Annotated in this window: 16 protein-coding genes; 7 read left to right on the top strand and 9 right to left on the bottom strand. The window is 63.1% G+C overall.

What is annotated here, in order from left to right; translation table 11 throughout:
• Positions 1-909, top strand: a complete 909-nt coding sequence (locus ABID19_RS19170; RefSeq protein ID WP_354492490.1) for a carbohydrate ABC transporter permease — start codon at positions 1-3, stop codon at positions 907-909.
• A 200-nt stretch (positions 910-1,109) separates the two neighbouring features.
• Here ABID19_RS19170 and ABID19_RS19175 read toward each other — a convergent pair whose 3' ends face one another.
• The 4 genes from ABID19_RS19175 to ABID19_RS19190 all read right to left on the bottom strand — a co-directional run bounded on the left by ABID19_RS19175 (position 1,110) and on the right by ABID19_RS19190 (position 5,223).
• Positions 1,110-1,724: an ABC-type transport auxiliary lipoprotein family protein gene (locus tag ABID19_RS19175; RefSeq protein WP_352930595.1), complete on the bottom strand. Its 615-nt coding sequence runs from the start codon at positions 1,722-1,724 to the stop codon at positions 1,110-1,112.
• 100 nt (positions 1,725-1,824) lie between these two features.
• Positions 1,825-3,198: an MlaD family protein gene (locus ABID19_RS19180; protein WP_352930597.1), complete on the bottom strand. Its 1,374-nt coding sequence runs from the start codon at positions 3,196-3,198 to the stop codon at positions 1,825-1,827.
• Between the two features lie 14 nt (positions 3,199-3,212).
• Positions 3,213-4,034 (bottom strand): ABC transporter ATP-binding protein, encoded by an 822-nt coding sequence (locus tag ABID19_RS19185; protein ID WP_354492491.1) that lies wholly within the window; start codon positions 4,032-4,034, stop codon positions 3,213-3,215.
• A 1-nt stretch (position 4,035) separates the two neighbouring features.
• Positions 4,036-5,223, bottom strand: a complete 1,188-nt coding sequence (locus ABID19_RS19190) for an ABC transporter permease (protein WP_354492492.1) — start codon at positions 5,221-5,223, stop codon at positions 4,036-4,038.
• A 78-nt stretch (positions 5,224-5,301) separates the two neighbouring features.
• On the opposite strand from ABID19_RS19190, the gene dgcA reads away from it, so the two are divergent.
• Positions 5,302-6,285: an N-acetyl-D-Glu racemase DgcA gene (dgcA, locus tag ABID19_RS19195; protein ID WP_354492493.1), complete on the top strand. Its 984-nt coding sequence runs from the start codon at positions 5,302-5,304 to the stop codon at positions 6,283-6,285.
• On the opposite strand, the gene ABID19_RS19200 is transcribed toward dgcA, so the two are convergent.
• The gene (locus ABID19_RS19200) at positions 6,256-7,473 is read right to left on the bottom strand and encodes an MFS transporter (RefSeq protein WP_354492494.1); all 1,218 of its coding nucleotides are present in this window, start codon (positions 7,471-7,473) and stop codon (positions 6,256-6,258) included. The two genes, dgcA and ABID19_RS19200, sit on opposite strands and share 30 nt — an antisense overlap.
• Before the next feature lie 130 nt (positions 7,474-7,603).
• Positions 7,604-8,425 carry a UDP-2,3-diacylglucosamine diphosphatase gene (locus ABID19_RS19205; RefSeq protein WP_435528748.1) on the bottom strand — a complete coding sequence of 274 codons (822 nt, stop codon included), beginning with the start codon at positions 8,423-8,425 and terminating at the stop codon, positions 7,604-7,606.
• A gap of 120 nt (positions 8,426-8,545) precedes the next feature.
• On the opposite strand from ABID19_RS19205, the gene ABID19_RS19210 reads away from it, so the two are divergent.
• The gene (locus tag ABID19_RS19210) at positions 8,546-9,325 is read left to right on the top strand and encodes an SDR family oxidoreductase (protein WP_354492495.1); all 780 of its coding nucleotides are present in this window, start codon (positions 8,546-8,548) and stop codon (positions 9,323-9,325) included.
• Between the two features lie 56 nt (positions 9,326-9,381).
• Here the strand turns inward: ABID19_RS19210 and ABID19_RS19215 are convergent, their stop codons facing one another.
• Entirely contained in the window at positions 9,382-10,350 is a 969-nt protein-coding gene (locus ABID19_RS19215) for an MBL fold metallo-hydrolase (protein ID WP_354492496.1), read from the bottom strand.
• A 138-nt stretch (positions 10,351-10,488) separates the two neighbouring features.
• On the opposite strand from ABID19_RS19215, the gene ABID19_RS19220 reads away from it, so the two are divergent.
• Complete coding sequence (locus tag ABID19_RS19220; RefSeq protein WP_354492571.1) at positions 10,489-11,433, top strand: LysR family transcriptional regulator; 945 nt, start codon at positions 10,489-10,491, stop codon at positions 11,431-11,433.
• A 178-nt stretch (positions 11,434-11,611) separates the two neighbouring features.
• On the opposite strand, the gene ABID19_RS19225 is transcribed toward ABID19_RS19220, so the two are convergent.
• Complete coding sequence (locus ABID19_RS19225) at positions 11,612-12,688, bottom strand: alpha/beta fold hydrolase (RefSeq protein WP_354492497.1); 1,077 nt, start codon at positions 12,686-12,688, stop codon at positions 11,612-11,614.
• Positions 12,689-12,833: 145 nt separating this feature from the next.
• Between ABID19_RS19225 and ABID19_RS19230 the strand changes: the two genes are divergently transcribed.
• The 3 genes from ABID19_RS19230 to ABID19_RS19240 all read left to right on the top strand — a co-directional run bounded on the left by ABID19_RS19230 (position 12,834) and on the right by ABID19_RS19240 (position 17,422).
• Positions 12,834-13,664 (top strand): LysR family transcriptional regulator, encoded by an 831-nt coding sequence (locus ABID19_RS19230; protein WP_435528749.1) that lies wholly within the window; start codon positions 12,834-12,836, stop codon positions 13,662-13,664.
• 210 nt (positions 13,665-13,874) lie between these two features.
• Positions 13,875-16,199 carry an NADP-dependent malic enzyme gene (locus ABID19_RS19235; protein WP_354492499.1) on the top strand — a complete coding sequence of 775 codons (2,325 nt, stop codon included), beginning with the start codon at positions 13,875-13,877 and terminating at the stop codon, positions 16,197-16,199.
• Between the two features lie 83 nt (positions 16,200-16,282).
• A complete protein-coding gene (locus ABID19_RS19240) occupies positions 16,283-17,422 on the top strand; it encodes a DUF2865 domain-containing protein (RefSeq protein ID WP_354492500.1) in 1,140 nt (379 codons plus the stop codon).
• Here ABID19_RS19240 and gltX read toward each other — a convergent pair.
• The gene (gene gltX / locus ABID19_RS19245; protein WP_354492501.1) at positions 17,340-18,713 is read right to left on the bottom strand and encodes a glutamate--tRNA ligase; all 1,374 of its coding nucleotides are present in this window, start codon (positions 18,711-18,713) and stop codon (positions 17,340-17,342) included. The two genes, ABID19_RS19240 and gltX, sit on opposite strands and share 83 nt — an antisense overlap.
• Positions 18,714-18,817: the final 104 nt, after the last annotated feature.

The raw sequence follows: 18,817 nt of genomic DNA on the forward strand, positions 1-18,817 counted from the left end.
ATGGCTACGATCAAGAGCGTCGCGACCAGGAAGACGAAACGTCCCGAACTCGACGAAGGCGGCATGGGCTATCTTCAGAGCCTGCCGCGGCGTGTGGTGACGGTCTATTTGCCGCTGCTGGTGTTCGTCATCGTGCTGTTGTTCCCGTTCTACTGGATGACGATCACCGCGGTTAAGCCCAATCTCGAAATGACCGACTACGCCAATTTCAACCCATTCTGGGTCGTGCATCCGACATTCGAGCACATCCGCTATCTCTTGTTCGACACGTCCTATCCGGGCTGGCTGCTCAACACGATCATCATCTCGACCGCCGCCACATTCCTGTCGTTGCTGGCTGCGGTGTTCGCCGCCTATGCGATCGAGCGGCTGCGGTTTTCGGGGGCGCGGCAGGTCGGCCTCGCGGTCTTCCTTGCCTATCTCGTACCGCCCTCGATCCTGTTCATCCCGCTGTCGGTGATGGTGTTCAACCTTGGGCTTTACGATACGCCTTTCGCGCTCATCCTCACCTACCCGACCTTCCTGGTGCCCTTCTGCACGTGGCTGCTGATGGGTTACTTCCGCTCCATCCCGTTCGAACTGGAAGAATGCGCGCTGATTGACGGGGCGAGCCGGTGGCAGATCCTCACCAAGATCGTGCTGCCGTTATCGGTGCCGGGCCTGATTTCCGCCGGCATATTCGCATTCACGCTGTCATGGAACGAATTCATCTATGCGCTGACGTTCATCCAGTCGTCCGAGAACAAGACTGTGCCGGTCGGGGTGCTGACGGAACTTGTCCGCTCCGACGTCTATGAATGGGGAGCGCTGATGGCTGGAGCCCTGATCGGCTCGCTGCCGGTGGTCGTGCTTTATTCGTTCTTCGTCGAGCACTACGTCTCCTCGATGACCGGTGCGGTGAAGGAATAACGCCCTGCGGCAACGCGCGGTCGCGATGCGTCGCGCACCATCGCCTCGGGTGCCGGTTAAGCTGCAGGGCTGCGGCAGCCAGCGCAATCGCTTCAGGCAAAAGCCGGCGCTCGACCGGCCATTTGTGGAATCGGCGCCCGGCAGCAATGAAAGGCCGCGCCGACATCACCAACGCCAATCGTCCAACAATTCGATGTGGATCAGATCACTGAATCGGTCCAGCGGACGATGTCCCTGGCCGCATCGCCGAACGCGCTGTCGAGGGCGCCGATATAGGCCTGATTGCCGCTGCCGGAAACGGGCGCGGTCGCGGTGAAGCTCTTGGAGGCCCGCACCTCGCCGTTGCGGTCGTTCAATATCCGCACGAACAGGTCGACCTCGGCCTGTTCGCCGCCCTCGACCCGGACTTCGAAGGAACGGATCTCGACGATCACCTGATAGTCGATCGCCAGCCCCTCGCCCGGCTTGCCGACACCGGCGAAGCTGCCCGAGCGCTGGAATGTCTCGGCCAGCCGCGCCTGCACGATCAGCGGCAGCCGATCGGCCCATTGCGCGCCCTTGAGGTACTGGATCGAGCGCGCGGACGGCTTGATGACGATGTTCTGGCTGTCCAGCGCCTTGAGCGCGGAGGGCTGGGCGATGAGAATCTGGCGGCGGCTGTGACCGCGCGCATCGAGCGGCGGTGCGGAGAGTTCGAATGTGTCCAGAGGCGCCGGCCCACCGCCCGGCAACGCTGCGCAACCGGCCAGCGAAAGCGCAAGCAATGCCGCACCCGCTTTGAGCCCGCCCGATCTGACCCCGCCCAATTTAAGCACGACCGACTTCACACGCGATCCCCGTTGTCCCCGAATCGTATGAGCAATCCGCACTCGCAGCGTGTTTGCCTGCTGTTCTTGGGGCGGGCGAATGCTGAAGTCAACGCCGCACCCTGCCGTCGAACTGCCGAACCTCGCCTTCGCCGCCCGACAGGATCCGCTGCGGATTGCGGCTGAGATCCGTCACTGCCTCTTCGATACGGGTGATCGAACGGCGGCTGTCCTGAACCAGCGCTTCGACGTTCTGCAGGCCCTGACCGGAGAATCGCGCCAGATTGTCGGTGATGGTGCCGAGGCGGGCGTTCAGCGTGTCGGCGACCTGCTTGAACGATCTCAGCGTGTTCCTGGCGTCGGCTATCATGCCGTCCGCCTGGCCTGAGCCGAGCAGTGTATCGACCTTGGCGAGAATGCCGTCGACACGCACCGAGGCATCGTTGAGGCGCCCGGCGAGCTGGTGGGCGTCCTTGATCGTCTGGTCGATGTCGTCGGCCCGGTTGGCGAATTTACTGGTCACCTTGGCAATATCGGCTGCAGCCTCGTTGGCGTTTTCACTGGCCTTCTGGATGTTGGCCAGCGCGGTGCGAACCTGTGCCGGATCGATGCCGTCGAGAACGCCGTCGACCTTGGCGAGCGTGCCTTGCGTTCTCTGGGCGAAATCGTTGATCGATCCCACCGCGGTGTCGACATTCCTGACGACCCTGTCGAACTGCTTCGAGGTTTCCTTCAGGTTCGTGGTCACCGTATCGACGTTGGCGACGATGCTCTTGATCTGGTCCTTGTCGACGGCGTTGAGCAGCCCTTCCGCCGCCTTAAGCGTGCCGTCGAGCTTGCCGGAGACGCCTCTCAACTCGTCCGACAACGAGCTGACACTGGCGAGGAATTTGTCGATGCCGTCGGAATTCTTGGCCAGCGCATCAGAGAAGGTCTGCACGTTGTTGACAGTCTGCGTCAGCGGCCCGCGAACGTCCTTGGTGAAGCCTTCGAGCTGGGTAAGAACCGTATCGGCGCGGGTGAAGATGTTCTGCGCCGTCTGCAAGAGGTTGGTGACCGCCGACGGATTGGCGACGATCTCGGCGACTTTGCCCTCCGCTTCCGCCTGGTCGAGAAGCTTCGCTTCCTTGGGGTCGGCGCCCTTAAGTTCGATATTGGCCTGCCCAGTGAGGCCGGCAAGGCCGATATCGGCCTGCGTCGATTTGGTGATCGGCGTCATGCGGTCTATTTCGGTATCGGCGATTGCCGCGGTCGGATTGTCGACGTCGATATAGACGCGCCTGACATCTCCAACCCTGACGCCGTTGAACAGTACGAAACTGCCGCGGCCAAGGCCGGAAGCCGATCCCGGAATGCGCACCCGTAGCATTGCCGTCTCACCTCTGTCGCCGATCGCGGCCGTCCAATAGACGAACGCAAAGGCTGCCAGGATCGCGGCTAGCGTGAAAATGCCGACAATAACGTAGTTGGCTCTGGTTTCCATTTACCCACTTATGGCTATGCGCGCGCCGCAAGATCAAGTTGCCGCGCACGTTTTCCGCGGAAATAGGATTTCACCCAGGGTTCCTCGCTTTTGAGCATGTCATCGATCGTGCCTTCGACCAGCACTTTCTTGTTGCCGAGCACGGCGACCCGGTCGCAAGCGGTGAACAGCGTGTCGAGATCGTGCGTGACCATGTACACGGTCAGATCCATGGTATCGCGCAGCTTGACGACCAGCTCGTCGAACTCGGCCGCGCTGATCGGATCGAGGCCGGACGTCGGTTCGTCCAGGAACACGATGTCGGGGTCGAGCGCTAGCGCGCGCGCCAGCGCCGCACGCTTGATCATGCCGCCGGAAAGCTCGGACGGGAATTTCTGCGCCGCATCCGGCGGCAACCCGACCAATTCGACCTTGAGCATCGCCAGCTCGTCCATCAGCTTTCTGGGCAGATCGAGATATTCGCGCATCGGCACCTGCACGTTTTCGAGCACTGTCAGCGCCGAAAACAGCGCGCCGTGCTGAAACAGCACGCCAAGGCGCATGTCGATGCGAAGACGCTCCGTCTCGCTCGCCTTTTCGACATCGACGCCAAACAGCTTGATCGTTCCCGACCGCTTGTGCACCAGGCCCAGGATGGTGCGCAGGAGAACCGATTTGCCGGCACCGGAGGCGCCGACAAAGCCGAGGATCTCCCCGCGCCTGATATCGAGCGACAATCTGTCGAGAATGACCTTGTCGTCGAAGGACACGGTGATGTCGTGCGCGGAAAGCACGATCTCGTCTTCGTCGGCCCCTTCCGCCACCCCAGTCGCCTTTGTGTTGCCTTGCGTCGCCATCTCAGAACTCGATCGCCGCGTAGAACATGGCGAAAAGCCCATCGAGGATGATGACCACAAAGATCGACTTCACCACCGAAGCGGTCACGTGCTGTCCCAGCGATTCGGCGCTGCCGCCAACCTTCATCCCTTCTACCGAGGCGATCGTACCGATGATCATGGCCATGAACGGCGCCTTGATCAGCCCGGCAAAGATGGTGCTGAGGTCGATGGCGACGCGCAGCCTGTCGATGAACGCGGCAGGCGCTATGTCGGAGTAGAGCCACGCCGCCGCGATGCCGCCGCCAAGTGCGGCGAAATTGGCGATGATCGTCAGGCAAGGCAGTGCGATCACCAGCGCGACCAGCCGCGGAAACACCAGCACGCCGATCGGGTTGAGCCCGATGACCTTCAGCGCGTCGACCTCCTCGCGCATTTTCATCGAGCCGATTTCCGCCGTGATGGCGCTGCCCGAGCGGCCGGCGATCATGATCGCGGTCATCAGCACGCCGAGTTCGCGCAGGATCAGCACGCCGACCAGATCGACGACGAAGATATCAGCGCCGAAATAGCTGAGCTGATAAGCGCCTTGCTGGGCCACGATCGCGCCGACGATGGCCGACATCAGCACCACCACCGGGATGGCGCCAACGCCCATGCGATCGATCTGGTTGAAGATCGCCGCCGGATTGACCGCATGGCCGCGACCGAGCTTCATCTGCGAGCCGCGTATCGTGGCGCCCAATATGTTCATCGAGGACAGGAAATCGTCGCGCATCTCATAGACGCGCCGGCCAACCGCCTCGAGCGCGCGAATGATGATGTTGGGCGGCTTCGCGCCGCCAGTTTCGGGTTCGCGCCGAACCGCGTCGCCGACGGCGCCGAGCAGGATCGAGGCAATCTCGCTTTGCCCTTGCAGTCTGATCTCGACGCCTTTCTTTTCGAAGGCGCTGACCAGGCGATCGATCAGCCAGGCCCCAGCGGTATCCATCTTCTCGATATGCGAGAGGTCGAGCGCCAGCGTCTTGAAACCGCTGCGCTTCTCGATCTTGCGCATCTCGGCGTCGACCAGCGTCACGGTGCGGGTCGTCCAGTTTCCGGAGAAGGCACAGCCCAGAACGCCGCCCTCCTCACCGACCGCGACGCGCGGCTGGTGGTCGGCTTCCTTGGCGGTCTTGCCGCTTGCGAAGCGTTTGCGGATGGTCAACATGGCGTCCTGTTTAGCCTGACGGAACCCACCTGTCGATTTGCCGACAAGCTCGTTGTCGCACAGCCGGAGCAGAAAAATATGGCGCGTGTCATTTCGGTCGAGGCCGAGAGCTTTCCCATCGCCGGCACCTTCACCATTTCGCGCGGCTCGAAGACCGAAGCCGAGGTGATTGCGTGCACGATCAGCCAGGCCCAACATACAGGCCGCGGCGAATGCGTTCCCTACAAGCGCTATGGCGAAACGATGGACGGTGTCCGCGAGGCGATCGAGGCGATGCGGCAGCAGATTGAGGGCGGCATCAGCCGGGCCGCGCTGCTCGACGCCATGCCGGCGGGCGCGGCGCGCAACGCCATCGACTGCGCGCTCTGGGACCTGGAGGCTAAGATCACAGGCAGGCCGGTCGCCTCCAGCATCTGCGCGGCTCCGCCGAAGGCGCTCGAGACCGCCTACACGCTGTCGCTCGGCGAGCCCGAAGCGATGGCCGAACAGGCCCGCGCCAACGCCCGGCGCCCGCTGCTCAAGGTCAAGATCGGCGGCGACAACGATATGGCCCGTATCCGTGCCGTCACTGAGGCGGCACCGCAAAGCCGCATCATCCTCGACGCCAATGAGGGCTGGACGGACGGCACCATCGTGGAAAACCTCGCCTTTGCCGCCGAACACGGCATCGCGCTGATCGAGCAGCCGCTGCCTGCGGGCCGTGACGGCATCCTTCGCCACATCGCGCATCCTGTGCCGATCTGTGCCGACGAAAGCGTTCATGAGGCGAAGGACCTGGAAGCGCTTGTCGGCCTCTATGACACCGTCAACATCAAGCTCGACAAGTCGGGCGGCTTGACCGCAGCCCTTGCCCTTCGCGATCGTGCCCGCGAACTGGGTCTTGGCGTCATGGTCGGCTGCATGGTCGGCACCTCATTGGCGATGGCGCCGGCCGTGCTTTTGGCCCAGGATGCCGATTTCGTCGATCTGGACGGTCCGCTGCTGCTTGCCCGCGACCGTGTTCCCGGTCTCGTCTACGAGGGTTCGCTGGTGTCACCGCCTGATACGACGCTGTGGGGCTGAACGCGCCGCAAGTCCGATCAGCGCCAGGCCGATCAAGGCGATCGGGATCATGGCAAAGAACCCGTCCACGCCGAAGCGGTCGTAAAGCGGGCCGGAAAGGAGCGTCACCACGGCCGTGAAAAAGCCGTTGGAGAAATAGGCAATGCCTTGCGCGGCCCCGGTGCGCTCTTCCGAGACCGTTTCGCCGATCATCTTCTGCAAGCCGATCAGAACCAGCGCCACGGACACCGCGTGCAGCGTCTGGACTGCGAAAAACCCGGCAACGCCGAGGCCAAGCGGCCAGATCAAGGGGAAGGCAATCCAGCGCACGATTGCGCCGATCCCGGCCATCACCATGATCGACACGACCGAGAAGGAGCCAAAAACGCGAGTGAAAATCATGAACATGCAGATCTCGGCCACCACCCCCCATCCCCACAGCAGGCCGACAACCTGATCGCCGATGCCGATCGATTTCCAGTAGATCGACACGAAACCGTAGAGAAACGCGTGGCTGGCGGTGATGACGCCGACGCCGATGGAGAAATACAGGAAATAGGCGTTGAGGAGTTTGGGTGCCGACTGCTGGATGTCGGCCGCCGAAAGCGGCGAAGCACGGCGGGGACGGCCAAGCCGCGGCGCGATCAGTCCGACGACAAGTGCGGCGCCAAACGCCACGAAGATGATCACCGGAACAGCTTGGGCGCCGGTCGCCGCCAGGATGAAACCGCCCGCCAGATTTGCGCATAGATAAGAGATTGACCCCCATTTGCGCATGCTTGCGTAGTTGGAGCCGAAGCGGCGCACCCCCGACAGCGCCAGCGAATCGGCGATCGGCGAATGCGGCGTCCAGACCACGGCGAGCGCCAGCGAAACGGCCAGCACGATGGCGTAGGTGGGCGTCAGGAAATAACCGGCCGACAGCGCCAGCGACGCGGCCATCAGCACGACATAGATATGGGCGCGGTCGCTCGCCCTATCGGCCAGTGCCGTAAGCAATGGCGTGGTCACCACACGCAGGAACATTGGTGCCGCGAGAATGACCGCTATCTGCTCGGCATCGAAGCCCTTTGCCTGCAGCCACAGCGGAAAGTATGGCAAATGCGTCCCGAGCGGCACGAAAAGCGTGAAAAAAATCAGGCTCATGCGCAGCTCGAAATGACGCGGCTTGACGAGCTGTTCGGGTGAAAGCGGCGGCAGGGAGGACATCAGCAGGCAATCCGTCGGCGCGGCGTTCGGCCGAGTCGGCCTGCAGCGCAGGCCAATTCCATACCATGCTGAAAAAGTCCGCGGAACCGCTTGGACTAATCGATTAGAGCGAGATGAGAACCGGGTTTGATCAGGCCGCCTGGACTGCCCTGCCCTTGATGTCGATCGGCACCAGCACTTCGCTGCCGACCGGAGCCTCCGGCAGGACATGCGCCCAGTGCAGGATCTCCATCTGGCCGTCAAAATGCTCGACCACCGCGGTGCAGCTCTCCACCCAGTCGCCGGTGTTGATGTATTGCACATCCTCGTAGTTTTCGATCGCGGCATGGTGGATGTGACCGCAGATCACGCCGTCGACATGCGAGCGGCGCGCTTCCTCGGTCAGCATGGTCTGGAACGATCCGATGAAATTCACCGCCTTTTTGACGTTAACCTTGGCCCAGGACGAAAACGACCAATAAGGCAGGCCAAGCAGTTGGCGAAGCCGCGTCACCACGCGGTTGACGAGCATGGCCGCGTCATAGGCGTAGTCGCCGAGATAGGCGAGCCAGCGCGCATTGTGGACGACAGTATCGAACTGGTCGCCATGAATGACCAGCAAGCGCCTGCCGTCGGCGGTCTCGTGAATGGCACGGTCGGCGACGACGATGCCGCCGAAATGCACGCCCTGGAACTGGCGCGCGAACTCGTCGTGATTACCGGCGATATAGGTGATGCTGGCGCCCTTGCGCGCCTTGCGCAGCAATTTCTGGACGACATCATTGTGGCTCTGCGGCCAGTGCCAGCTCCGTCTCAGCCGCCAGCCGTCGACGATATCGCCGACGAGATAGATGATATCGGCGTCGTGATATCTAAGGAAATCGATCAGGAACTCGGCCTTCGCCGCCTTCGATCCGAGATGGACGTCGGAGATGAACATGCTGCGGAAAGTGCGGGGCTCTGCGCCAGGCATGGGATTCTCACCATTGCTTTCGCGCTGGCTATGCGCCGATTCATGCAACAACCGTATGACGGTTGCGATTAGTCCAGTCCCAAGAGTAGGTTGCCGCGCAGAATCAGAGGAGAAATCGCCATGGATCTCGGTATTCGCGGAAAAAAGGCCATCGTCTGTGCTTCGAGCAAGGGCCTTGGGCGGGGCTGCGCCATGGCGCTGGCCGAAGCTGGCTGTGATCTGGTCGTCAACGGGCGCAACGCCGACCAACTGGCGAAGACCGCCGCCGAACTGCGCGAAAGATTTGGCGTCAAGGTGACCGAGATCGTCGGCGACGTCTCCAAGCCCGAGGTGCAGAAGGCGCTGCTTGCCGCCTGCCCCGATCCCGATATCCTCGTCAACAACAATGGCGGACCGCCGTTTCGCGATTTCCGCGAGCTCGACCGCGCAAAGATCCTCGAAGGCGTCACCCAGAACATGGTGACCCCGGTCGAACTGGTTCAGGCTGTGATCGACGGCATGGCCGAGCGTGGCTTCGGCCGCATCGTCAACATCACGTCGCTGTCGGTCTATGTTCCCATTCCCGGCCTCGATCTGTCGTCCGGCGCGCGAGCCGGCCTGACTTCGTTCCTTGCCGGTGTCGCGCGGACGGTGATCGACCGCAATGTGACGATCAACAACATGCTGCCGGGCAAGCTCGACACCGACCGGCTGCGCCCCCCGCACGAAGCCGGCACTCCCGAAGATCCGGCTGCCGCCGCGGCGCGAAAGACCCAGGCAGCAGCCAACGTTCCGGCTAAGCGGCTCGGCACGTCGGAGGAATTCGGCCAGATCTGCGCCTTCCTATGCTCGGTTCATGCCGGCTACCTGACCGGGCAGAACATACCGGTGGACGGCGGCGCCTATGTCAGCGCGTTCTAGTATCTAACGCCTGGTACCCGCTGGGGCCATGATGGCCCCTTCCCCAGTGGCCGCCACTACAGTTCATAGGCCCATTCGGCCGGCACGAAGCGATAGGTTTGGCCGTCGCGCGCGACATGTCCGAAACCGGGGAACGGCAAATGCATTCCGGCGATCAGCATCCGGTCGGCAGCGACCCGGTCGAACGTCCGCTTGCGCGTTTCGGCGGCCAGTTTGGAATCGACATCGAACGCGATGCTCCAGTCCGGGCGGGCGAACTGATAAGTCGCCATATGCACGACATCGCCCCAAATGAACAGAGTGTCGCCGTCCGACTCGACGATGAAGCCGGCATGGCCCGGCGTGTGGCCGGGCAATGGCACTGTGCGGATCGAGCCGACCGCCTCGCGCTCGCCGTCCACTTGCCGCAGGCGGTCCGCATAAGCGGCGGCAGCCCGTCGTGCCCCGGTAAAGAACGGCTTTGCCTCGTCCGGCGCTTGGTTCATGTTCGCGTCGTCGTGCCAGAAGGCGTAGTCAGTGGCGGTGACGACGAGCTCCGCATGGGGAAACAGCGCCTCGCCGGCGGAGGTCAGAACCCCGTTGATATGATCGGGATGCATGTGGGTGATCAGCAAAGTGTCGACTTGGTCGGGAGCAACGCCGGCAGCCTGCAAAGCCGCGGGAAGATGGCCGAGCGCCGGACCCCTGCCGTCCGACACACCGGCGTCGATGAGCACAAGCCGGTCTCCAAGATTGACGAGATAGGCATTGACGGGCGTGCGCCGTGGTCCGGGCTTACCAAAGCTGGCCTCCGCCAGACGCCCCGCCTCGGCGTCGACGAGGCCGATGAAAAGCTCCGATTTAAGGTCGATATAGCCGTCCAGCAGCGCCGTGACCTCGATCGAACCCACCTTGCGGCGCAGCGCGCCAACGGTGGGGGCACTAGCCAGTGGCGCGCGGGCCAGTGCCGGAACGGAGGCGCCGGCTAGAAAGACGCCGCCGGCTAGGCCGGCACTGGCGAGGAAATGGCGGCGGGAAAGCGTCATGGCATCATCTCCGGTTGGGATCATAGCGCTGCGGGCAGAGCGAGCGCGGGTCTACTTCATAGATTCAGCTTTTTGAACTTGCCGGTTTCTTATATCGGCTATTACTCTTGCTTATTAATCACGACGGGAGTTGCCATCATGGACCGCTTGACCGAACTGGCCAGCTTCGTACGCGTCTGCGATTCCGCCAGCTTCTCGGCGGCAGCGCGCGAGTTGGGCTTGAGCCAGCCGGCCGTCAGCCAGCAGATCCGCGCACTGGAAAAGCGTTTAGGCGTCCGGCTCTTTGACCGTACGACCCGCTATGTTTCGCCGACGGAAGCCGGCCGGCGTTATCTGGAGCGCGCCCGCGACATCATTGAGCGCATCGGGGACGCGGACCGCAGCGTCGGCTGCCTCGAATCGAAGATGTGCGGACGCCTTGCCGTCGGCGCGCCGGCCAGCTTCGGTGCCGGTGTGCTCGGCAACTATCTAATCGAGTTCAAGCGCACCTATCCGGAACTGATGCTCGACGTGGCGCTGACCGACAGCTTCGTCGACGTGATCGCGGAGCGGCTCGATGTCGTGATCCGCATGGGGACCATCGATGATGATCGGCTGATCGTGCGCAAATTGGGTGTGATGGAGCGACGACTCGCGGCAACGCCGGGCTATCTCGACCGGATGGGCCGTCCGCGGCGCCCAGAGGATCTTGCCGGGCATGACTACCTGCATTACGCCCACATCACGACCCGCGATATCGTACCGCTCACCGGCCCAGGCGGCGAAAAGGCCGAGGTGCGGATCCGGCCTACCATGTGCTCCAACAATTCGCTCCTTAACCAGCAGGCACTGCTGTTTGGCATCGGCATCGGCCTCGGGCACAAGGTGATACTCGACCCGCTCGTCGCCCAAGGGCGGCTCGAATATGTGCTGCCGGACTGGCGCTACGCACCGCATCACGTGCATGCGGTCTATCCATCGAACCGCTTCATTCCGTTGAAGGTCAGGCGGTTCGTTGCTGGCTTCGCCGACCACCTCGCCGCGATGGGTGCGTTCATCGATGACGAAAAAAGCGTGCACATCCAGGAAACGGCGCCGGCGTAGTGACGTCTGGCGTTTGTACGCGCAGGGAAATGGCGGAGGCTCGAGAGTCGCGATGTGGCGCAGCGGAGATAGGCGTAGCCCCGCAACCGCGCGGTGAGTAACTGTCGGGTGGACGGTAGGTCGGCCTACACCGTTGCGGCTGCTGCTCCCGCACGACACCTAGGCGGCCCTTCATGGTTCATCCCTCCGGGCGACCGAGAAACCGCTTCACAGCGTCAAGGAACACACCCCGTCCCGCGGCCTCGCGGTCGAGATGGACGAAGTGCGTGGCTTCAGGGATGTCCAGACGTTCCGCTTTTGGTGCTTCGTCTGCCATTGTCTTCGCATCCTGCGGCCGGCTCCAGAAATCCCGTCCGGAACGGACGACGAGCACGGGCATGGTGAGCGCCGCCGCCGACCATTGCCGGCGATCGAACGCCAGTTCGAAACTGTCGGCCATGGCGCCGCTCGGTGAGCGGAAACTCGGCGGTTGGCGCGTCGACGCGGTCTCGTCGGAGGCGAGTGCCGCATCACCATAAGCAGCAGTGACCGCGGGATCGCGCCACCGAGCCTTGTCCGCGACCGGAATGCTGTCGTCCCAGGCGGTGAACAGGCTCGGACGTGTATTCAGCCGATAACCGCCGAACGCCTGGACGTTGAACGTCCCTGGCCGGTCGGGGTTTTCAAGCGGCGAACCAGTGCCAAGGGTTGGGTGTTGGTTTGAGCCTCCATACAGGGTGTTGTAGAGGATGAGCCGATCAACCGTCTGCGGAAACCGGCTGGCATAGGCGCCGGCCCAATGTCCGCCAGTGGCCCAGCCGACGAGGCCGACCCTTGAAACGTTGCTCCATTTCGCGATGGCGTCGACCGCTGCGGAAATATCCGCCACGGCATCTTCAGTGCGCATCAGGGGAGCGGACTGGTCCGGCGGCCTGTTCATCGCCGCAGGGCGGCTCGATGCGCCGTAGCCGCGAAGGTCCAGGACATAGACATGGTGCCCGTCCGCCGCGAGGTCAGCGGCAAGCGACCCGCCCGCAACAGGCAGATCGAAGGACGCTACGCCGGGCACGCGTGCGCCATGGATGAGGAGGACGGCGGAGTTGGCTTCGGAAGCTGCGCCAGGGCGGCGCACCTCCCGGACGAAGAGGCGCTCGCCGGCCGGAAGTTCGACGAACCTGTCGGCCCGGACGAGATCCGGCTCTCCTGCCGGTACTGGAGCGGCGGTCATCATGGCTGCTGTGAGCACGAGGGGAAAGATGGCGAAGTGGGACATCATGACATCTCCGGGGACAATTGCGTTCCGCAAAAGACTGTCAGCTATTTGATATCTTATCGATGACGTTTTTGATGGTTTTTGATATCGTCAGGATATGGAACTTCGGCACTTGCGACATTTCCTCGCTGTAGCGGAGGAATTGCATATGGGGCGTGCCGCACTGCGGCTGGCCATGGCGCAGCCTCCGCTTAGCCAATCGATCGGACGTCTTGAGAAGGAGCTCGGCGTCAAACTGTTCGAGCGGGCCAACCGCCGCATAGCCTTGACGCGCGCGGGCATGGCCTTCGTGGACGAGGCCCGGGCATCCGTGCGTCACGCCGATTCGGCGCTTCACGTCGCCCGCGCAGCGCATGACGGCGAAGCCGGCGAGATCAGGATCGGCTTCGTGTCGGCGGCTCTCTACGAGCATCTGCCGCAACTCCTGTCCCGGCTTCGCGAGAAATATCCTGATATCCATCCAAAGCTCATCGAGATGTCCACCAATGAGCAGATTGCCGCGTTGTCGCTGAGTGAGATCGACATCGGGTTCGTGCATCCGCCGCTCGGGACAGACGAACGTCTCGACGTCCATGACTATCCTGCTGAAGATCTTGTCGCCGCCCTGCCTGATGACCGGCAGTCACACGCGGTGACGCTGGCGGAGATCGCCCGCCACGGGCTAATCATGTTTCCGGCTGCACAAGGCCCGGCGCTCCATGCGCGTGTCCTGGACATGTTCACCAGCGCCGGCCTTGACGTTCGGATCGTCCAGGAGGCAACGCGGGCCCTGACCATGCTCTCGCTCGTGTCCGCCGGCTTGGGCGCGGCGCTGCTGCCACGATCGACACAGCGTCTCGTATTCGAGGGCGTCCGGTATGCATCGATCGCCGACGCATCGCTGCCAGCGTGGCCACTTGCCGTGATTGCGAAACGGCGGCCACGGCCGACCATTGTCGATAGCGTCTGGAAACTGCTTGAGGTTTTAGACCTGACTTGACCGTCCACGATCCGAGACGCCGATCGCGCAATGCGCTCGACGCGACCCGCACCGGCCGTGACAATAAAGGTAAGCGTTTCGGCGCAACAGACTGACATAGATGTGTTTTTTTCGGCCAGTTGGCCTAATTGGCGGTTGCGTCATTTGGCATCGTGAAAAACCAACGCTGCATGCTAAAAGGCTTCACGGCAGGATCGCAGGGAGGCCCGTATGGAAGGCGAAAGCAAAAAAGCAGCCAGGTCGGACCTCGACGAAGCCGCACTCTACTTCCACAAGCATCCAAGGCCTGGAAAGCTTGAAATCCAGGCAACGAAACCGCTCGGCAACCAGCGCGACCTGGCGCTTGCCTACTCGCCCGGCGTCGCTGCGCCCTGTCTGGAAATCCGCGACAATCCGGCAACCGCCGCCGACTACACGGCGCGGGCCAATCTGGTCGGTGTCGTCTCCAACGGTTCGGCGGTGCTCGGCCTCGGCAATATCGGACCGCTCGCGTCCAAGCCGGTGATGGAAGGCAAGGCGGTGCTGTTCAAGAAATTCGCCGGCATCGACGTCTTCGACATCGAGATCGACGCGCCTGGCATCGAGCGCATGGTCGAGACGATCTCGGCGCTGGAGCCGACCTTCGGCGGCATCAACCTCGAAGACATCAAAGCGCCCGAATGTTTCGAGGTCGAGGAGCGGCTGAAGGCCCGCATGGCCATACCGGTCTTCCACGACGACCAGCACGGCACCGCAATCATCGTCGCCGCCGCCGTGCTCAACGGGCTCGAATTTGCCGGCAAGACGATCTCCGACATCAAGATCGTCACCTCCGGCGCGGGAGCTGCGGCCCTTGCCTGCCTCAATCTGCTGGTTTTGCTCGGCGCGCGCGTCGAAAATATCTGGGTCACCGACCGTTTCGGCGTCGCCTACAAGGGCCGCGTCGACGAGATGGACCGTTGGAAGGACCCCTATGTAAAAGACACCGAGGCGCGCACCCTGGCCGATGTGCTGCCGGGCGCCGACGTGTTCCTGGGTCTTTCGGCCGCCGGCGTGCTGAAACCGGAATTGCTCCAGCACATGGCGCCTAAACCGCTGATCCTGGCGCTGGCCAATCCCAATCCCGAGATCATGCCGGAGGCGGCACGGGCAGCACGACCCGACGCGATGATCTGCACCGGCCGTTCCGATTTCCCCAATCAGGTCAATAACGTACTCTGTTTTCCTTACATTTTCCGTGGCGCTCTGGACTGCGGCGCCAGCGCCATCAACGAAGAGATGAAGATGGCCGCGGTGCGAGCGATTGCGGCCCTTGCCCGCGAAGAACCGTCCGATGTCGCCGCCCGCGCCTATTCCGGCGAAACGCCGATCTTCGGGCCCGATTTCCTGATCCCATCGCCCTTTGATCCCAGGCTGATCCTGCGCATCGCGCCGGCCGTCGCCAAGGCCGCCTGCGATACCGGTGTCGCGACACGGCCGATTACCGACTTTGCCGCTTATATCGACACGCTGAACCGCTTCGTCTTCCGCTCCGGCCTGGTCATGAAGCCGGTGTTCACGATGGCCAAGACGTCGAATGCCAAGCGCGTCATCTATGCCGACGGCGAGGACGAGCGCGTGCTGCGTGCCGCGCAGGTGGTGCTGGAGGAAGGCATCGCCGAGCCGATCCTGATCGGCCGTCCGCATGTCATCGAGGTCAGGCTGAAACGCTACGGTCTGCGCATCAAGCCGGGCGTCGACTTCGGTCTGATCAATCCCGAGGACGATCCGCGTTATCGCCACTATGTCGACCTTTTGATCGAACTCGCCGGCCGGCGCGGCGTGACGACAGAGGCCGCGCGCACCATGGTGCGCACCGACAACACGGTGATCGCAGCACTTGCCCTCAAGCGTGGCGACGCCGACGCCATGGTCTGCGGCCTGGAAGGACGTTTCGAGCGGCATTTGCGCAATGTCACCCTGATTATCGGCCCGCGCGCCGGCATCAAGGATCACGATTTGTCGACGCTTTCGATGCTGATCTCGCAGCGCGGCATCATTTTCCTGACCGACACCCATGTCACCGTCGATCCGACGGCCGAGGAGATCGCCGAGATGACCGTGCTGGCGGCCGAAGAGATTCAGCGCTTCGGCATCGAGCCCAAGGCGGCGCTGCTGTCGCATTCGGATTTCGGCTCACGGGACTCGCCAAGCGCGCTCAAGATGCGGCAGGCAGCGGCGATCCTGGCGCGCATCGCGCCGGACCTGCAATGTGACGGCGAGATGCATGCCGACTCGGCTCTGTCCGAGCAATTGCGCCAGCGCGTCTATCCGCATTCGCGGCTGAAGGGCGAAGCCAATCTGCTGGTCTTCCCCAACCTCGATTCGGCGAACATCACGCTCACCGCGTTGCGCACGATGATGGACGCGCTGCATGTCGGCCCGATCCTGCTCGGCACCGACAGGCCGGCGCATATATTGACGCCATCGGTGACGTCGCGCGGCGTCGTCAACATGACGGCGCTCGCCGTGGTCGAAGCCGCCCACAAGGCGCAGGCGGTTGTAAATCTGGGCTAAAGCAGCCGTTCGCGGTAGGCTAAGCAAACAGCAGCCGCAGATGCGGTAGATTCGCGGTGGACGGATAACGGAGTTCTGGGCGAATGATGGGCGGAGCGTGGAAGCTGACGCGTGCCGCGGCGCTGCTCGCCGCCCTGGCATTATCAAGCTTTGCCGTCACTCAGCCGCAGGCCGCATCCCGTGTTTGCCGCCAGTTGGAGGCCGATCTCGCGGCCGCTTCGCGCGGCGGCGGCGGCAAGCCGGCACTGCTCAGGAAATATGACGACGCGATCGTACGGCAGCGCGAGCAGATTGCAAAGGCAAGCCGCCAGGCCAACAGAGCCGGCTGCGGCTTTTCGCTGTTCGACCGCAATCGAAACGCCTGCGCCGCACTCGACGCCACGCTTGGCCGCATGAACGCCAATCTCGATGCCCTGCAGGCGAAGCGCGCGCAGCTCGCCGGCGGCGGCTCGCGGCGCGACCGCATCCGCATATTGGCCTCGCTCAACGCCAATGGCTGCCGCGACAGCATCGTCGCTCCGAAGCGCGCGCCGCTGCGGGAAACGAATCGTGAAAACGGCAAAGGAAATCTGCTCGATCGGCTATTGCGCGACGCCAGAAGTCGGCCCGATGCGCTGGACAAGCCGAGCGATCCCGACGAAGTCCGCGCCATGGTCAATCAGCCAAGCCGCATGGGCCCGCCGCGCCGTGGCGGCGAATTCCGCACAATGTGCGTGCGCACCTGCGACGGCTATTTCTTCCCGATGTCGAACGCCGCCTCGCTGGGCGATTTCGAGCGCGACCAGAAGAACTGCGATTCGAGTTGCCCCGGCACCGAGATGCAGGTGTTTTATACGCGCGGCATTGGCGACGATTCGGCCGACATGACGTCTTCGGTCACCGGCAGGCCCTACAGCGAACTGCCGACCGCCTATCTCTACAAGCAGCCCGAGATCTCACGTCCGCCGGCCTGCGGCTGCAACGCCGCACGGAATTTCGAGATCATTGCCGGCAATCCGCCAAGCCCGGAACAGACTGAAGCCAATGGAGAGACCACGTCGTTCTTTCCGGTGCCTGTTGCCAGACCCGATCCAGGCGCCGACCCCGAGACTTTGGTTAAACCCCCGCCGACGACTCTGCTGCCGCCGGAACAGCGCAAGGTCAGGGCCGTCGGGCCAGCGTTCCTTCCCGACCCAGCAGCGGCAACAGATCCGCCAGCTCCGGCCCCGAAGGCTGTCCGGTAAGCGCCAGCCTGAGCGGCATGAACAGCGCCTTGCCCTTGCGGCCGGTCGCTTCCCTGATCCTGCCCGTCCACTCCTTCCAGACCGATCCATCCCACGGGTCTTCCGGCAACAGGTCGAACGCCTGGCGAAGGAAATCGCGGTCGATGTCGGAAAAGTCCGGCTGCTCCTGCAGGCCGTCGCGAAGTGTGCGCCACCAGATTGCCGCATCGGCCAGCCTGTCGAGATTGCCGCGCACTGCCAGCCAGAAGGGCTCGGCCTGTTCGCCTGATATGCCGAACACGATCAGCCGGTCGCGCGCCTCGGAAAACGGCATATGGTGCAGCAGCGTGCGGTTGAGTACGAAAAGCTCGTCCGGATCGAATTTGGCGGCGGATTTCGACGCCGCGGCCGGATCGAAGCGCCGGGCAAGCTCGGTCATGTCAGGCACCGCCACGACATTTTCCGAGGTGCCGACAAGCACGGCCAGCGAAGCGACGGCCATCGGCTCTATGCCGGTCTCGCGCAGGCTTTCGATGGACAGCGCGCCGGTCCGCTTCGACAGGCCCTCGCCCGATGCGGTGGTCAACAGGTTGTGGTGGCCGAACACCGGCGGCTCGGCACCCAGCGCCTGGAACAGGGCGATCTGCACGCCCGTATTGGTGACGTGGTCGTCGCCGCGGATAATATGGCTGACTGACATTTCGATGTCGTCGACCACCGAGGGCAAAGTGTAGAGATAAGTGCCGTCCTCGCGCAGCAGGACCGGGTCGGAAAGCGACGCAAGATCGACGGTTTCTTCACCGCGAACCAGATCGTTCCAGTGGATTTCGGTGCGTTCCGGCTGAAGCGGATCACTGGTGAAATTGGGCAGGAGAAAGCGCCAGTGCGGCCGGCGGCCATCGGCCTGGTATTCGGCGACCTGCTCCGACGTCAGCGTCAATGCCTCCCGGCCATAGACCGGCGGCAGGCCGCGCGTGCGGCGCACCTTGCGTCTGAGATCGAGCTCTTCCGGGGTCTCGTAGCAAGCGTAGAGAAGGCGCGCCGCCTTCAATTTCTCCATCGCCGCATCGTAGATCTCGAAACGCCGCGACTGGTATTCGGTCGCATCAGGAAAAATCCCCAGCCAATGCAGGTCGTAGAGAATGGCGTCGGAGAATTCCTGCGTTGAGCGCGCGACATCGGTGTCGTCGAAGCGCTGGATGAAGCGGCCCTTGTTGTTCAAGGCGAACAGCCAGTTGAACAGCGCGGTGCGCGCATTGCCGATGTGAATACGGCCGGTCGGGGATGGGGCGAAACGGACGGTAACTGTCATGAACGGGGCGTACCGGATGATTTTCGTATTGACAAGACACGCCCCCGCGCCTGGCGGCAGACATAGAACATGACGAAGGCGATGAAAAGGCTGGAGCGCCGCGC

It is taken from the genome of Mesorhizobium robiniae (genome assembly GCF_040545535.1).
GTDB classification, from domain to species: Bacteria; Pseudomonadota; Alphaproteobacteria; order Rhizobiales; family Rhizobiaceae; genus Mesorhizobium; species Mesorhizobium robiniae.

What these genes read in the sequence shown, in the direction of transcription:
- ABID19_RS19170 (WP_354492490.1), top strand. Translation starts at nt 1, where the DNA reads ATGGCTACGATCAAGAGCGTCGCGACCAGGAAGACGAAACGTCCCGAA.
- ABID19_RS19180 (WP_352930597.1), bottom strand. Translation starts at nt 3,198, where the DNA reads ATGGAAACCAGAGCCAACTACGTTATTGTCGGCATTTTCACGCTAGCC.
- ABID19_RS19185 (WP_354492491.1), bottom strand. Translation starts at nt 4,034, where the DNA reads ATGGCGACGCAAGGCAACACAAAGGCGACTGGGGTGGCGGAAGGGGCC.
- ABID19_RS19190 (WP_354492492.1), bottom strand. Translation starts at nt 5,223, where the DNA reads ATGTTGACCATCCGCAAACGCTTCGCAAGCGGCAAGACCGCCAAGGAA.
- dgcA (WP_354492493.1), top strand. Translation starts at nt 5,302, where the DNA reads ATGGCGCGTGTCATTTCGGTCGAGGCCGAGAGCTTTCCCATCGCCGGC.
- ABID19_RS19200 (WP_354492494.1), bottom strand. Translation starts at nt 7,473, where the DNA reads ATGTCCTCCCTGCCGCCGCTTTCACCCGAACAGCTCGTCAAGCCGCGT.
- ABID19_RS19205 (WP_435528748.1), bottom strand. Translation starts at nt 8,425, where the DNA reads ATGCCTGGCGCAGAGCCCCGCACTTTCCGCAGCATGTTCATCTCCGAC.
- ABID19_RS19210 (WP_354492495.1), top strand. Translation starts at nt 8,546, where the DNA reads ATGGATCTCGGTATTCGCGGAAAAAAGGCCATCGTCTGTGCTTCGAGC.
- ABID19_RS19215 (WP_354492496.1), bottom strand. Translation starts at nt 10,350, where the DNA reads ATGACGCTTTCCCGCCGCCATTTCCTCGCCAGTGCCGGCCTAGCCGGC.
- ABID19_RS19220 (WP_354492571.1), top strand. Translation starts at nt 10,489, where the DNA reads ATGGACCGCTTGACCGAACTGGCCAGCTTCGTACGCGTCTGCGATTCC.
- ABID19_RS19225 (WP_354492497.1), bottom strand. Translation starts at nt 12,688, where the DNA reads ATGATGTCCCACTTCGCCATCTTTCCCCTCGTGCTCACAGCAGCCATG.
- ABID19_RS19230 (WP_435528749.1), top strand. Translation starts at nt 12,834, where the DNA reads ATGGGGCGTGCCGCACTGCGGCTGGCCATGGCGCAGCCTCCGCTTAGC.
- ABID19_RS19235 (WP_354492499.1), top strand. Translation starts at nt 13,875, where the DNA reads ATGGAAGGCGAAAGCAAAAAAGCAGCCAGGTCGGACCTCGACGAAGCC.
- ABID19_RS19240 (WP_354492500.1), top strand. Translation starts at nt 16,283, where the DNA reads ATGATGGGCGGAGCGTGGAAGCTGACGCGTGCCGCGGCGCTGCTCGCC.
- gltX (WP_354492501.1), bottom strand. Translation starts at nt 18,713, where the DNA reads ATGACAGTTACCGTCCGTTTCGCCCCATCCCCGACCGGCCGTATTCAC.